The following is a 13512-nucleotide window of genomic DNA, read 5'->3' as shown; positions in this document are numbered from 1 at the left end:
CTCAGGCGAAGTCGACGCCTCCGATTGCCTCTTCGTCAAGGACGTGGCGGACGAATTCCAGTTCGGCACGTAGTTCTGCCCTGCTCAAGACGCCGCCCAGTGAAATGCGAACCGCTTCGACCGGAGGCTGACCGACGGCGAAGGCGTCGCTCACCACGACGCTGAGATCCGATGCGCGCATCCGAGCGGCAAAGGCCGAGCGCTGCCATGGCTTGGGCAGAGCCATCCAGACGTGGAAACCTTCCACATCAGCGAAATAGGCGCCCGCCGGTAGAGTATCCGCGACGAGCTTCTGCCGGGCGGAACATTCGCGTCGAAGCGCCTGAATGATCTGGCGCGCCGTTCCATCCTCGATCCATTGGGTTGCCAACGCCGTTGTCAGCGGCGACGCCATAACCGAAGCGGTGCGCAAAATGGCGCTGACTGGCCAGAGCCTGCGCTGGTCCGGCGCGACGACATAGGCGATGCGCAAGCCCGCGCCCAAAGTCTTGGAGAGACTCGCCACGTACCAGGTGATGTCAGGCGCCAAAGTGGCAAGCGCGGGTGGCGGATTTAGCGGCAACAGCCCATAGGCATCATCCTCGATAATCGTCACGTCATGGCATCGCGCGATTTCGATCAACGCCTCGCGACGCGCCAGAGAACTGGTCGATGTCGTCGGGTTGAGCAGGGTCGGGTTGACGTAAAGCACGCGAGCCCCATGTTCGCGGCAGGCTTGCGCGAAGCCCTCCGGCTCAATCCCGTCATTATCGATCGGGAGCCCGATCAACCGGAGGCCCAGTCGCCCCGCAACGGCCTTGATGCCAGGATAGGTCAGCGCTTCGCAGAGAAGGATGTCGCCGGGTTGCAGAAGAACCTGGAGGATCGCCTGAAATGCGAGATGGGTGCCGGGACATATCGCCAATTGTTCGGGCGTTGCCTTGACCCCACGCATGGCGAGCAGGTTTGCTGCCACCTCGCGCTGGACATATGTGCCGCCGAAGGCCTGATATCGCAGCAGGGTCGGCAGATCTCGCGCTATCCTCTGCATCCCCACCTGCATCTTGTCGACAAGGGCCCGGTCTTCAGGTTCGGGCGCTAGATTCATGGTCAGGTCGACGACCGATGGTCTTTGCGCGGGACGCAACCGCCGTGGCTGCCCCGCAACGAACGTCCCTTGTCCGGTTCGGGATTCGATCAGGCCGCGCTTTTGCGCCTCGACATAGCCGCGCGCTACGGTGGTGAAATTGATTCCGAGCCGCTGTGCAAGGTCGCGCTGAGGCGGCAGGCGGTCTGAAACCCTCAATCGCCCTTCCTTGACATCATCTGCAACGGCGTCAGCGATCGCCCTGTAATAAGGCTTGCCATAGCGAGCGAGGTCGGGCTTCCAGTCTTCCGTCATATCATCTCCAGACCGCTGCACTATCATGCAGTCAATATGCAGTCAACTTTTGATTCGGACTTTTGCGCCTTGCTGAGATGCAGTGTCGCATTTTTAGGCAGTCGCCCAAAGGAATGCCCAATATTTCGGCATTTTCGGGAAGCGCTGCGTCTTTCAGGAGTATGTCGAGCAAAGCGCTATCACGGTTCGTCTCCAAAAAAGGCGATTTGGCGCGCAGCATCGCTCTAATTGAATGCATTCAAATATCATATCAATATGCCAATATTGACTGCATAATGACTGTTCACCAGTCTGGATGCGTCCCCATTGGGGCCAGCAACAGGATCTGGAGAAAGCCGATGCCCACCGTAACCGTTCCCGCCAACCAGAAGGGTGATTTCCTCGTCGATTTCGAGGAGAAGGTCTTTGAAGATGTGAAGGCCGAGCCTGGTGAGAAAGCTCTGGTGACCTTTCATACCGTTGCCTTCGAAGGCTCGATCGGCCTTGTGAATTTGCTTCAGGCCACCCGCCTCCAGCGCAAGGGGTTCGAGACGACCGTGCTCCTGTATGGGCCGGGCGTTACCCTCGGGCTGCAGCGCGGCTTTCCCAAGCTTGGCGACGAAGCCTTCCCAGGCCATCTGGCCATGAATAACCAGATCGAAAAGTTCATGAAGGAGGGAGGCAAGGTCTATGCCTGCCGTTTCGGCCTCCAGGCGCTCTATGGCCACGGCGAAGGCGCGCTGATCCCCGGCATTCGTCCCATCGCGCCGCAGGATGTCCTTGATCTGATCCTGCTGCACCGCCGCGATAACGCCTTCATCCTCGACACCTGGACCCTCTGAGGAGGCCGGGTCGATGGAGCATGATGGCTTTGACAGGCGGATCATCCGCGCCGCAGCGGTACAGATCGCTCCGGTGCTGGACCGTCCGGGCGGAACGCTTGAGCGGGTTGTGAACGCCATTGCCGAAGGCGCAGGCAAGGATGTGCAGTTCATGGTCTTTCCCGAGACCTTCCTGCCCTATTATCCCTATTTCTCCTTCATCGACCCGCCCTACCGGATGGGCGCCAAGCATCTTGAACTTTATGATCAGGCCGTAGTCGTTCCGGGACCGGTCACTCAGGCGCTCTCTGCCGCCGCCCGCCGTCATGCCATGGTGCTGGTGGTCGGCGTCAACGAGAGGGATAGCGGATCGCTCTACAACAGCCAGCTCGTTTTCGATGCCGATGGCACGCTTGCGCTGAAACGGCGCAAGATCACGCCAACTTACCATGAGCGCATGGTCTGGGGGCAAGGCGACGGTTCCGGCCTGCGTGCGGTTGACACCGCCGTAGGCCGGGTCGGCGCGCTGGCATGTTGGGAGCATTATAACCCGCTCGCTCGCTATGCGCTGATGGCAGATGGCGAGCAGATTCATGCCAGCCAGTTTCCCGGTTCTCTGGTCGGCCCGATCTTCCATGACCAGATAGAGGCGGCGATCCGTCATCATGCCGCCGAAAGTGCCTGTTTCGTGGTCAATGCCACGGGCTGGCTCACCGACGAGCAACGCGCCGCGATCGACCCGACCGGCACGCATCACAAGGTGCTGGCTGGCGGCTGCAACACCGCAATTGTCTCGCCGGAAGGCCAGCATGTGGTGCCACCCATGACCGATGGCGAAGGCCTGCTCATCGCCGACTGCGACCTGTCGCTGGTCATGAAGCGCAAGCGAATGATGGATTCGGTCGGGCACTATGCCCGCCCCGAATTACTGCGCCTCCACCTAGACAATCGCCCTGCCCCCGCGCTGCACCGCGCATCCTCCAATCCGATCACGGAGAATTATGATGGCCAAGCCGACGACCGCCACGATGATTGCACAGTTGCAGTCTTCAGGCATCCGGCTGGTTGATCCGCGGGCCGGCGCAGCCAGCCGCCGGGGCGGAGCAGGCCCTTCAGACCACAAGGCCATCACCATTGACGGCGTGACGGTCATGGTGCCCGTACATACTGCCGACGCATTCGACAGTCCGTTCCAGGCGAGCCGTCCGGATGCGCAGGGCAATGCCATGCTGAGTTGCGACGGCAGCCCCATCGGCGCCATCGCCTTTCCGCCCCAGCCACGCTTCTATTCGCTCAAGACCGCCGATGGCGTGCCCTATTCGCAGATTGCCACATTGCATGGGCGCGACGTGCTGGCCACGACTGTGCTTCAAACCTGCATCCGCTATCAGAGCCGAACCAAGACCTGTCAGTTCTGCGCAATCGGCCAGTCTCTCGCGGCGGGCCGGACGATCGCGCACAAAACTCCCGCGCAGCTTGCCGAAGTGGCGAAGGCTGCGGTCGAACTCGACGGCGTACGGCACATGGTGATGACGACCGGCACGCCGGCCACGCCGGACCGGGGCGCCGGGGTGCTGGTCGAAAGCGCACGCGCCATCCGCGCTGCTGTCGATCTTCCGATTCAGGGTCAATGCGAACCGCCGGATCATGACGGCTGGTTCGCAACGATGCGCGAATCCGGGATCGACACGCTCGGCATGCATCTGGAAGTGGTCACGCCCGCGCTGCGAGCCAGGATCATGCCCGGCAAGGCAAGCGTGCCGGTCGATCGATACATGGAGGCGTTCCGTGCCGCTGTGCCGGTGTTCGGACGGGGACAGGTGTCCACCTACATCCTCGCCGGCCTCGGCGACACGCGCGAAGCCTTGCTCTCCATGGCGCAGGATCTGGTTGCGATAGGGGTCTACCCGTTCATCGTGCCATTCGTACCGATCTCCGGAACGCCGCTGGAAAGCCATCCATCGCCGTCCCCGGAATTCATGTCCTCTGTGCTGCGACCCCTTGCGCAAATGCTCGCCGACGCCGGCATGACGGCCGAGAAGGTCAAGGCGGGCTGTGCCCGGTGCGGTGCATGCTCGGCGCTGTCGACGTTCGAAAAGTTCCACCAGCCGGACGTTCAGGTGGCGTGATAGACCTGGCACCACCCCCGCCCTACCGCTCCGCCGACTACATCGTGCGCTTTGCCACGCAGGACTGGGAACTGGCGGGGGCAGCTACGCTGCGCCACGCTGTGTTCTGCGTCGAGCAGGGACTGTTCGCGCATCATGACCGTGACGAGATTGATGCTACTGCTATCCCCATCGTTGCGCTCTCGATGATCGGCGGCCAGCCGGACGAAGTCATCGGCACTGTTCGCATCCATTCAAGCGAAGCAGGCGTTTGGCGCGGTTCGCGTCTGGCGGTAGCCGCATCGCACAGGACGATAGGGACCATCGGACCAGCCTTGATCCGTCTTGCAGTGTGTACGGCGCATGCGCGCGGATGTCACCGGTTCCTAGCGCATGTGCAGGCGCGCAACGAACTGCTGTTCCGTCGCATGAAGTGGCGGGGCATCGACTCACTGGATCTGCATGGCAGCCCCCATGTCCTGATGCAGGCGGACCTGGCTCACTATCCTCCGCTTGCCGATGGGGTTGCGGGTCTGCGTGCCGAAGTGCGTCGCGCGGCATGACAGATGTGGCAGCAATAGCTGCGCTGGTCCGCGCCAGCAGAGGCCTTGCTCACAAGGCCGACATTGCGTCGGTCGTGGATTTGCTCGGCCTCAGCAGTGCCGATGCCGTGCCGGTTGGCGACGATGCCGCGGCCATAGCCGATGGCGACGGGCACGTGCTGCTTGCAATCGAAGGCTTCGTCGAAGACTTCATCGCTGCCGATCCGTGGTTTGCGGGCTATTGTGGCGTGATGGTGAATGTCAGCGACATTCTCGCCATGGGTGGCCGTCCGATTGCTGTCGTCAATGCCTTCTGGGCGGATGGCATGGCGGGCGCAGCACCAATGCTGAACGGCATGCGCGAAGCGGCGCGACGCTATGGGGTACCAATCGTCGGCGGCCATTCCAATCTCAGATCGTCCGGAGGGCAACTCGCCGTCGCCATTCTAGGCAGGGCCGGCTGCGTCGTTACCAGCTTCGATGCGCGCCCAGGCGATACGCTGCTGATGGCCATCGATCTGGATGGCAAGTTCCGCGATCCATTCCCCTGGTGGGACGCAAGCACCGATGCGACGGACGCACATCTGCGCAGCTTGTTGACGATCATGCCCGAACTGGCCGAGCAGGGCCGCATTTCTGCGGCCAAGGACATCAGCATGGCGGGGCCGATCGGCACTGCGATCATGCTTGCCGAAAGTTCGCGTGTGGGTCTGGATATCGCTCTCGATGCTGTCCCCCGCCCGGCCGGTATCAACTGGGAACGCTGGCTGAGCGCCTTTCCCAGTTTCGGCTTCGTCCTCACCGCCCCGCCACGTCATGCCAAAGCCGTGATCGCCCGGTTTGCCCAAGCCAATATCGCCTGTGAGGCCGTCGGAACAGTGACCGCCCAGACCGATGTCACCATCAGGTTGGGAGGAAACAGCGCCAGGGTTTGGTCAGCCTCAGAGCGGCTGATTGGCTGTCACCCGATTCTGGAGAAACGACATGCCTGAAATGCTGTTTCGGGTCCGCTGGCCCGATGGAGAAGTCGAAAATTGCTTTTCCCCGTCAACCATCGTCCGCGAGCATTTGAGTGTGGACGAAGCCTATCCGGTCGCCGTCTTTGCCGAGTTGTCCCAGGCCGCGCTGGAGGCCGCCAATGACCGGGTGAGGGCCCGGTTCGGGATGGGCTGTGCCCAGGCGCAGGTCCAGTTGGCTGCAATCAAGGCAAAGGCTGTCCACTTTGCCGACTGGCCCGATCCGCACGTCCACGTCCTCGCTTTCATCCCGTGACCCGTTCCTGAACCGACATCCCAATTCGGAGATCGACCATGCCCAACCCCGTCGAGACCACCCCTTCGCACATTCCCGTCATCATCATCGGAGGCGGGCAGGCCGGGCTTTCCCTCAGCTATCTGCTCAAGGCGCAGAAAATCGAGCATCTCATCGTCGAAAAGCATCGCATCGGGCATTCCTGGCGGTCGGAACGCTGGGACAGCTTCTGCCTGGTTACCCCCAACCGCCAATGCCGCCTGCCGGGTTTCAGCTATTCCGGTGAATATGGCGGCACCGATGCAGAAGGCTTCATGCTGAAGGACGAGATTATCAGTTTCCTTGAGGCATATGCCGGACTGGTAAACCCGCCAATCCGCGAGGGTGTGGCTGTCACCCGCGTCAAACCAGGCGTTGATGGCGCCTTCCTGGTCGAGACGACCGATGGCATCTACAGCGCCGACAAAGTCATCGTGGCGATCAGCGGTTATCACACACCCATCGTACCCCGGGTTGGGGCGGCCATTCCTGCGCAAGTTCCGCAGTTTCACTCGCTTGAATATCGCAATCCTGACGACCTGCCGGAAGGGTCGGTGCTGGTGGTGGGTTCGGGCCAGTCCGGCTGCCAGATTGCCGAGGATCTGATGCTTGCCGGGCGCAAGGTTCATCTGGCCGTCGGCGATGCGCCACGAGCGCCCCGACGCTATCGCGGCCGCGATTCGACCGACTGGCTCGAGGAAATGGGCCATTACGATATGCCGATCGACGAGCACCCATCGAGTGAGAGAGTGCGCCAGAACGAGAACCACTATCTTACTGGTCGCGACGGCGGGCGCGAAATCGACCTGCGCGCATTCGCGCTACGCGGCATGAAACTATATGGCATGCTCGACGGCGTGGATAGAAACATAATCCGCTTCCGTCAGGATCTGACCAAGCATCTGGATGCCGCCGATGCCACCTATCTACGCATCCGCAAGACCATCGACGACTATATTGAGCGTGCAGGCATCGATGCGCCCGAAGAGGCGCCCTACGTGCCCTGCTGGGCACCGGAAAGCGATCCGGAAACTCTCGACCTGACGGCCGAGCAGGTTGGCAGTATCATCTGGTGCACCGGCTTCCGCATGGATTTCAGTTTCGTTGATGCGCCCGTCTTCGACGGTAGGGGCTATCCGGGGCATGATCGAGGTATTGCCAAGCATGACGGCCTGTATTTCATTGGCCTGCCATGGCTCTACACATGGGGATCGGGTCGATTTGCCGGCGTTGCCCGTGATGCCGCGCATATCGTGAGCCACATTGCCGAGACGCTGCAACCCGTCGCCCCAGAGCCGGTGTTGGTCTGAACGGAGCGACGTTCATGGCGCAAACAGCCTTGTCCAGAATTTGCCCGGACGTGAATGCGACCGAGCATGCCATCGAATGGCGGTCGCTTCAGCCGGTCTTTGTCGGTATGCCGCAATTATGCCGGGCCGGGCTTTCGGAAAATTGGCTTCTGAAGGCCTGCGGTCATCGTCATTGGCTTGCGCTGGCGGCCGCGCACGGTCTTGATAAGCCAGACTTCCGCGGCGTGGACCATCAACGCCTCTACCCCGCATTCATGGCTATAGCGCTGGATGTTTCCGGCACAGGTTTGGGCGCGATCGGCGAGAATGCCTCGATTGACTTTGCGCTTATCTTGGAACGGATCGGACATACGCGATTCCGCAGCAAAATAGACGTGACTGCCGATACGGCTGTGCTGGCGCAGGTCACGATGGAGTCCGCTTTCGTGCACCGTGCGGTTGATGGCGTAAATAATTCCGCAACGCGCGGTGGCGTTGCAAGGCCATGTCGCTTGTTGCCATCGCCCCGGTTGCGAACAGCCCCGTTCCGCGCAGAGCATTGGGACGACATACTGGGCTTCGCCCGGCAGGACCGGCAATGCCTCGCTCGGTTCCTGATCGATCCCAACCCGCACGAGGATTTTAACGGCGCGGATTTTCTCTATTTTTCCGCGTTCCAGGCCATGCTCGATCGGGCGGAATGGGCCTGGTTCCGCGAGCCGGCGGCATTGCCTGTCACACGGAACCGGCGGATCTACTATCTCGGCAACGCAGAGCTGGGGGACAGGATCGCACTGACGCTGTGCGGGATGCGCAATCATGGCGCCGCCGAGCGCGACCATTGGGTCGAACTCCGCCGCGAAAGCGACGACAGGCTGATCGCGATCGCTTTCACCCGACGCGAACCTGCTGGAGCAAATGATAGCGCGTCAAGGGAGCAGAGCAACTGGCCGCAAAAGCCGTGCGGCCAACTCTGACTAGGTTATGCATAACCGGCGTCGCTCCTGCGAGCGACGCCGGTTCGGCCAATTAGCCGTTGAGCTTGTCCTTGACCGCTTTGGCCGGGGTAAAGCCGAGCTTCTTCGACGCAGCGATCTGAATGGTCGCGCCGGTCGAGGGGTTGCGGCCTTCGCGCGCCGGCGAATCCTTCACCTTGAACTTGCCAAAGCCATTGAGCGACACTTCTTCACCCTTGGCAGCGGCATCGGCGATGGCGGCGAAAACACCGTCGACAATCTTGCGAGCATCCGCCTTGGTGATGCCGTTCGCCGCGGCAATGCCGTCGGCCAGATCGCTATTGTTCATAAAATGCCTTCCGTATGGGAGTTATTGCCATGCCCGCATAACCAAGGCTGAGGCGCTGGTCCATATGCCACGTTGCGCAAACTTGGGCTTTGCGGGCAGTTTTGGCCGATTTTCATGCCGTTGCGCCCCTTTGCGCAGGTTTCGGGCGGGCCAGGGGACATGGACCGCGTGGTTTCGCGCATTCGTCATCGACTCTGGACTGACAGGCATGTCGGGGGCTTTGCCATGGCCCCCGGCCTATCTCCTGCGTCGGCTTCAGGCGCGCGCGGCGGTAATGATTACTTCGACCTTGTAATCGGGCGTCGCCAGTTTTGCTTCGCCGGTCGCGCGCGTGGGCGCTGCAACGTCTGCGATCCAGGCGTCCCACACCGCATTCATTTCGGCAAAATCAGCCATGTCGGCGAGCCAGATCGTAGCGCGCAGGATATGCGCCTTGCTACTGCCCGCCAGCGCCAGCAGACGTTCAATTTCCGCCAGCGCAGATTGGGCCTGGGCGGTCACGCTGTCGCCTTCGCCGACCTGGCCGGCCAGATAAACGGTATCGCCATGGATGACAGCCTCGCTCATGCGCGGGCCGGTTTCGATGCGGGTGATGGTCATGAGGCTTCTCCTTGAAAATCAGCGGCGATAACGCGCCAGAGCCAGATCGGCGGTTTCGATGGCAGGAGTCTGGCCACCGATCAGGTCGGCGATGACCTGTCCTGACCCGCAGGCCATGGTCCAGCCAAGCGTGCCATGGCCCGTGTTGAGGAAGAGATTGTCGATTGACGTTGCGCCGATCACCGGGGTGGAATCAGGCGTCATCGGTCGCAGCCCGCTCCAGAATGTCGCCTGGCTGAGGTCGCCCGCGCCGGGGAACAGCGTGCCGACGCTATGGTCGAGCGTATCGCGGCGCGCCTGCGGCAGATCATTGGTGTAGCCCGACAATTCGGCCATGCCGCCCACGCGGATACGGTCGCCCAGTCGGGTGATCGCAACCTTGTAGCTTTCATCGAGCAGGGTCGAGACCGGCGCGGCATCGGGCCGCACGATCGGCACGGTGATGGAATAGCCCTTCACCGGATAGACCGGAAGCCGCATGCCGAGCGGGGCAAGGAGCAAGGGCGAGAAGCTGCCCATGGCGACGAGATACGCGTCGCCGGTGACGTCGCCTTCGTCGGTCACGACATGGGTGATCCGCCCGGCTGCGCGGGCCAGCCCCTTGATGGTGCGGCCCATCAGGAACTGGACGCCGCGCGCCCGCGCCATGTCTGCGAGGGCATTGGTGAATTTGAAGCAGTCGCCCGTCTCGTCATTGGGCAGGCGCAGGCCGCCCGCGATGGAGGACGCGCTGGCGGCAAGGCCAGGTTCTGCGGCGATACAGCCGGCGCGGTCCAGCACCTCGAAAGGCACGTTGTCGGCGCGCAGCACCTCAATATCCTTGGCGATGCCGTCGAGTTGCTTTTGTTCGCGAAAAAGTTGCAGCGTGCCCTGACGGCGCTCGTCATAGCTGATGCCGGTGGCGGCGCGCAGGGCAATCAGCTGATCGCGGCTATATTCGGCCAGCCGCACCATCCGCCCCTTGTTGATGCGATAGTCGGCGGCATTGCAATTGCCCAGCATCGCGATCATCCAGCGCAGCATGGCCAGGTCCACATTGGGGCGCAGGATCAGCGGCGCGTGCTGCATGAACAGCCAGCGCAGCGCCTTGGCGGGGATGCCAGGCGCTGCCCAGGGGGATGCGTAGCCAGGCGAGATTTCGCCCGCATTGGCGAAGCTGGTTTCCTGCGCCACGCTGCTCTGGCGATCGATCACTACGACTTCATGCCCTGCCTGCGAGAGATACCAGGCGGAGGTGACGCCGATGACCCCGCCACCCAGGATAACGACCTTCATGCCATGATACTCCTGTCTGGATTAGCGACCGGCGCGGGCAGATAGGTCCGCGCATAGCGCTGGCCCAGCCGGGTCAATATTTCGTAGCTGATCGTGTCGGCCTGCGCCGCGATATCGTCGATGGTCTGATGCGGGCCGATCAGTTCGACCGGCGCTCCGGCATGGAGCAAGGCGTCTGGCACGTCCGTGACATCGAGCGCCATACTGTCCATCGACACCCGCCCGACGATGGGCACGCGCACGCCGCCAATCCAGGCGCTACCCCGATTGCTGAGATGACGCGGCCAGCCATCGGCATAGCCCACTGAGATAGTCGCAACGCGCGCAGGACGATCGAACCGGTGGGTCAGACCATAACCGACCCCTGCCCCTCCTTCGAGGGTGCGCAGCTGAACGATATAGGCGTCCAGCGCAATGACCGGCCGCATGGGATTGGGCTGGCCATGGGGGGCACCACCATAAAGGGCGATCCCTGCGCGGACGATGTCGCCATGTCCCACGCCCGGCGTCATTGCGCCGCCCGAATTGTCGATCGAGCGCGGGACGCCGGGGAACTGGCGGGCGATGGCATCGAAAGCGGTACGCTGCCGCTCGTTGAACCCGTCGTCGGGATCATCGGCGCAGGCCAGATGCGTCATGACAAGGCGCAGGTCGATACCATCCAGTCGCTCCGGCGATATCCGCAGGATCGCCAGCTCATCCGGGGTCAGGCCGAGGCGACCCATGCCGCTGTCGACCTGAATCACGCCGGGCAGGGGGCGGCCCATAGTGCGGGCCAAGGCCGCCCGGCTCTCAATCTGTTCCAGAGAATTGAGGACGGGCACCGCGCCGACCGCAACGCAATCCCCTTCCGCGCCGGGCGGCAGCCCATTGAGGATGTAGAGGATGGTATCGATCGGCAGATGTGGTTTCAGGATCGCCGCTTCGCATAAATGAGCGACGAAGAAATGTCGGCAGCCTGCGGCGTACAGGGCAGCGGATACCGGAACGGCGCCCAGCCCATAGGCGTCGGCCTTGACCACTCCAGCAACGGTAGCGGGCGCGACATGCTGCGCGATCAGCTTATAATTGGCCACCAGCGCACCAAGGTCGATGCACAAGCGTCCCGCCGTTCCATGCTGCAAGACCATTCCCCTTCCTACGTCGAAGTACAATAAATCACGTTTGTTCGAATATCTACGCAATCAGCAGATGATTATTCGATATTTAGCGCCTATATCGCACAATGTTTCAATGGATTTGCACATATGGCCATGTCCTTCGATAATGTGGATCGCGCGATTCTGCGCTTGCTCAAACTGAACGCGCGGCGATCCAATGCGGAAATTGCGGCGGAGGTCGGTCTTTCCCCGTCGGCTTGCCATCGGCGCATCCGGCAGCTGGAAGCGCAGGGCTATATTCGCGGCTATACCGTAGTCGCAGGCGGACGGGACGACAACAGTCTGGTCAACGTGCTGGTCCAGGTGACGCTCGATCGACAGACAGAGGATCATCTTGCCCGCTTCGAACATGCGGTGCGCCAATGTCCGGAAATCCGCGAATGCTTTCTGATGACCGGTGCTGTCGATTATTGGCTGCGTGTCGAAGCGGACAGCGTGGATGCCTATGAGCGCATCCATAGCGAGATATTGTCGCGGATGCCCGGCGTGACCCGGATCAATTCCAGCATCGCCATGCGCGACGCGCTGCGCCCGCGCCGCAGCAAGGGTTAGGCGATGCCGGGCCGCTTAGCGAAAACCGATGGCCCAGGTGCAGGCAGCGGCAATGAGCAGGCCGACAAGCGCTTTCCACGGTGATCCGACGGGCAGATCGGCCGCGCCTTCCATATATATGGTGCTGCGGCCATGGATCATCGGGCCGATCAGATTATGGCGCAGGCGCAGCAGATAATAGAGGATGGCGGCAATGTGCAGCGCAACGAGCGTGAGCAGCAGGTTGAACAACAATCCATGCAGATCAGCGGCCAGGCGCCCCTGATCGAAGCTGACATAGTCGGCGAGTGGCCCTGATTCGAGGCCATCGACATCCACCGCGAACAAGCCAGCCGTCACCATGGCGATCAGGCTGACGATCATCAGCAGGACGCTCCAGCCACCGACCGGATTATGACCCGCCGTGGCACGATAGGGCCGTGTCCGGAGCGTTTGGAGATAGGTGAAGGCCGAGCGGGGACTGCGCACGAATTGGCCGAAGCGGGCTGTGCTGCTGCCCACAAACCCCCAATAGATACGAAAAATCAGCAGGAACAGGATGGCATAGCCCGACAGGCGGTGCCATTCCATTTCATGCTGTTCGCCGCTCCACCAGGAAAAGGCCAAAAGGGCGACGAGCAACCAGTGGAACAGCCGGATATACATATCCCAAACAAGCGAACGCCGGGATGGCGCGTCAGTCGACACGGCGCAGTCGCTCAATTGTCCGCGCGGAACTGGCGATGACAGCCGGCGCAGGTACCGCCGGTCGCCTTGGCCTGTGCGCGGATCGCATCGACATTGCCGCCATTGACGACGCCGACCAGCTTGCCCGATTCAGCAATCAGCTTGGCCATCTGCCCATCAAAGGTCGCGCGATCGGTCCAGATGTTGGGCAAGGCGTCGGTGGAAACGCCCGCCGTCGGGCCGCTGCCTGCCGGGAATAGCCGGGATTGTTCCCGCGCTGTGGCGGCGATCGTCTGGGCAGCGGCAACCATCGTGGCTTTTACCGGCGCGCCGCTCTTGAGCTGATCGTTCAGGGCCTTCATCGCCGCGCCCATCTTCTTGTAGCCTGCCTGGCGCGCAGCGATAGCCGCCTTGGGCGCAGGCGCTGCGGCAGGCGCGGCTGTCAGCGGTTGCGCCAGCATGGGCAGGATGATGAGCGGAAGCCCAAGCAACGCGAGCGTCGGGAGACGGAAAGACGGCGATATGGTCATGCGATGTTCTACCT

16 protein-coding genes are annotated in these 13512 nt (G+C 62.1%); 9 read left to right on the top strand and 7 right to left on the bottom strand.

Annotated features, from left to right (window positions below; genetic code table 11):
• Nucleotide 1 precedes the first annotated feature (1 nt).
• Entirely contained in the window at nucleotides 2-1381 is a 1380-nt protein-coding gene (locus IWY39_RS22290) for an aminotransferase-like domain-containing protein (RefSeq protein WP_107124557.1), read from the bottom strand.
• Nucleotides 1382-1542: 161 nt separating this feature from the next.
• Between IWY39_RS22290 and IWY39_RS22285 the strand changes: the two genes are divergently transcribed.
• Genes IWY39_RS22285 through IWY39_RS22250 form a run of 8 tightly spaced genes read left to right on the top strand, consistent with a single transcriptional unit; the run spans nucleotide 1543 to nucleotide 8387 of the window.
• Nucleotides 1543-2202 (top strand): MSMEG_0572/Sll0783 family nitrogen starvation response protein, encoded by a 660-nt coding sequence (locus IWY39_RS22285; protein ID WP_229380617.1) that lies wholly within the window; start codon nucleotides 1543-1545, stop codon nucleotides 2200-2202.
• A gap of 13 nt (nucleotides 2203-2215) precedes the next feature.
• Complete coding sequence (locus tag IWY39_RS22280) at nucleotides 2216-3250, top strand: Nit6803 family nitrilase (RefSeq protein ID WP_107124555.1); 1035 nt, start codon at nucleotides 2216-2218, stop codon at nucleotides 3248-3250.
• Nucleotides 3183-4310 (top strand): MSMEG_0568 family radical SAM protein, encoded by a 1128-nt coding sequence (locus tag IWY39_RS22275; RefSeq protein WP_229380616.1) that lies wholly within the window; start codon nucleotides 3183-3185, stop codon nucleotides 4308-4310. Before IWY39_RS22280 ends, IWY39_RS22275 begins: the two co-directional genes overlap by 68 nt.
• A complete protein-coding gene (locus tag IWY39_RS22270) occupies nucleotides 4307-4852 on the top strand; it encodes an MSMEG_0567/Sll0786 family nitrogen starvation N-acetyltransferase (RefSeq protein ID WP_229380615.1) in 546 nt (181 codons plus the stop codon). Before IWY39_RS22275 ends, IWY39_RS22270 begins: the two co-directional genes overlap by 4 nt.
• Nucleotides 4849-5823, top strand: a complete 975-nt coding sequence (locus IWY39_RS22265) for a sll0787 family AIR synthase-like protein (RefSeq protein ID WP_107124553.1) — start codon at nucleotides 4849-4851, stop codon at nucleotides 5821-5823. Before IWY39_RS22270 ends, IWY39_RS22265 begins: the two co-directional genes overlap by 4 nt.
• Entirely contained in the window at nucleotides 5816-6103 is a 288-nt protein-coding gene (locus tag IWY39_RS22260; protein WP_107124552.1) for an MSMEG_0570 family nitrogen starvation response protein, read from the top strand. The genes IWY39_RS22265 and IWY39_RS22260 overlap by 8 nt, the downstream gene beginning before the upstream one ends.
• A 38-nt stretch (nucleotides 6104-6141) precedes the next feature.
• A complete protein-coding gene (locus IWY39_RS22255) occupies nucleotides 6142-7431 on the top strand; it encodes an MSMEG_0569 family flavin-dependent oxidoreductase (protein ID WP_107124551.1) in 1290 nt (429 codons plus the stop codon).
• 14 nt (nucleotides 7432-7445) lie between these two features.
• Nucleotides 7446-8387: a Pnap_2097 family protein gene (locus IWY39_RS22250; RefSeq protein ID WP_107124550.1), complete on the top strand. Its 942-nt coding sequence runs from the start codon at nucleotides 7446-7448 to the stop codon at nucleotides 8385-8387.
• 52 nt (nucleotides 8388-8439) lie between these two features.
• On the opposite strand, the gene IWY39_RS22245 is transcribed toward IWY39_RS22250, so the two are convergent.
• The 4 genes from IWY39_RS22245 to alr all read right to left on the bottom strand — a co-directional run bounded on the left by IWY39_RS22245 (nucleotide 8440) and on the right by alr (nucleotide 11720).
• Nucleotides 8440-8715: an HU family DNA-binding protein gene (locus tag IWY39_RS22245; protein ID WP_017182407.1), complete on the bottom strand. Its 276-nt coding sequence runs from the start codon at nucleotides 8713-8715 to the stop codon at nucleotides 8440-8442.
• A 255-nt stretch (nucleotides 8716-8970) separates the two neighbouring features.
• The gene (locus IWY39_RS22240; protein WP_107124549.1) at nucleotides 8971-9315 is read right to left on the bottom strand and encodes a RidA family protein; all 345 of its coding nucleotides are present in this window, start codon (nucleotides 9313-9315) and stop codon (nucleotides 8971-8973) included.
• Between the two features lie 18 nt (nucleotides 9316-9333).
• Nucleotides 9334-10590, bottom strand: a complete 1257-nt coding sequence (locus tag IWY39_RS22235; RefSeq protein ID WP_107124548.1) for a D-amino acid dehydrogenase — start codon at nucleotides 10588-10590, stop codon at nucleotides 9334-9336.
• Nucleotides 10587-11720, bottom strand: a complete 1134-nt coding sequence (gene alr / locus IWY39_RS22230) for an alanine racemase (protein ID WP_107124547.1) — start codon at nucleotides 11718-11720, stop codon at nucleotides 10587-10589. The genes IWY39_RS22235 and alr overlap by 4 nt, the downstream gene beginning before the upstream one ends.
• Before the next feature lie 117 nt (nucleotides 11721-11837).
• On the opposite strand from alr, the gene IWY39_RS22225 reads away from it, so the two are divergent.
• A complete protein-coding gene (locus IWY39_RS22225; RefSeq protein ID WP_017182403.1) occupies nucleotides 11838-12302 on the top strand; it encodes an Lrp/AsnC family transcriptional regulator in 465 nt (154 codons plus the stop codon).
• 15 nt (nucleotides 12303-12317) lie between these two features.
• Here the strand turns inward: IWY39_RS22225 and IWY39_RS22220 are convergent, their stop codons facing one another.
• Together IWY39_RS22220 and IWY39_RS22215 are read right to left on the bottom strand one after the other, a co-directional pair.
• Entirely contained in the window at nucleotides 12318-12947 is a 630-nt protein-coding gene (locus tag IWY39_RS22220; protein WP_107124546.1) for a cytochrome b/b6 domain-containing protein, read from the bottom strand.
• Nucleotides 12948-13000: 53 nt separating this feature from the next.
• On the bottom strand, nucleotides 13001-13498 hold the full coding sequence (locus tag IWY39_RS22215) for a c-type cytochrome (RefSeq protein WP_107124545.1): 498 nt from the start codon (nucleotides 13496-13498) through the stop codon (nucleotides 13001-13003).
• Nucleotides 13499-13512: the final 14 nt, after the last annotated feature.

This window comes from Sphingobium sp. JAI105, assembly GCF_015752145.1.
Classification (GTDB): domain Bacteria; phylum Pseudomonadota; class Alphaproteobacteria; order Sphingomonadales; family Sphingomonadaceae; genus Sphingobium; species Sphingobium xenophagum.
The sequence above is the reverse complement of the archived record's forward strand: the minus strand, read 5'-3'. Positions and strand labels throughout refer to the sequence as shown.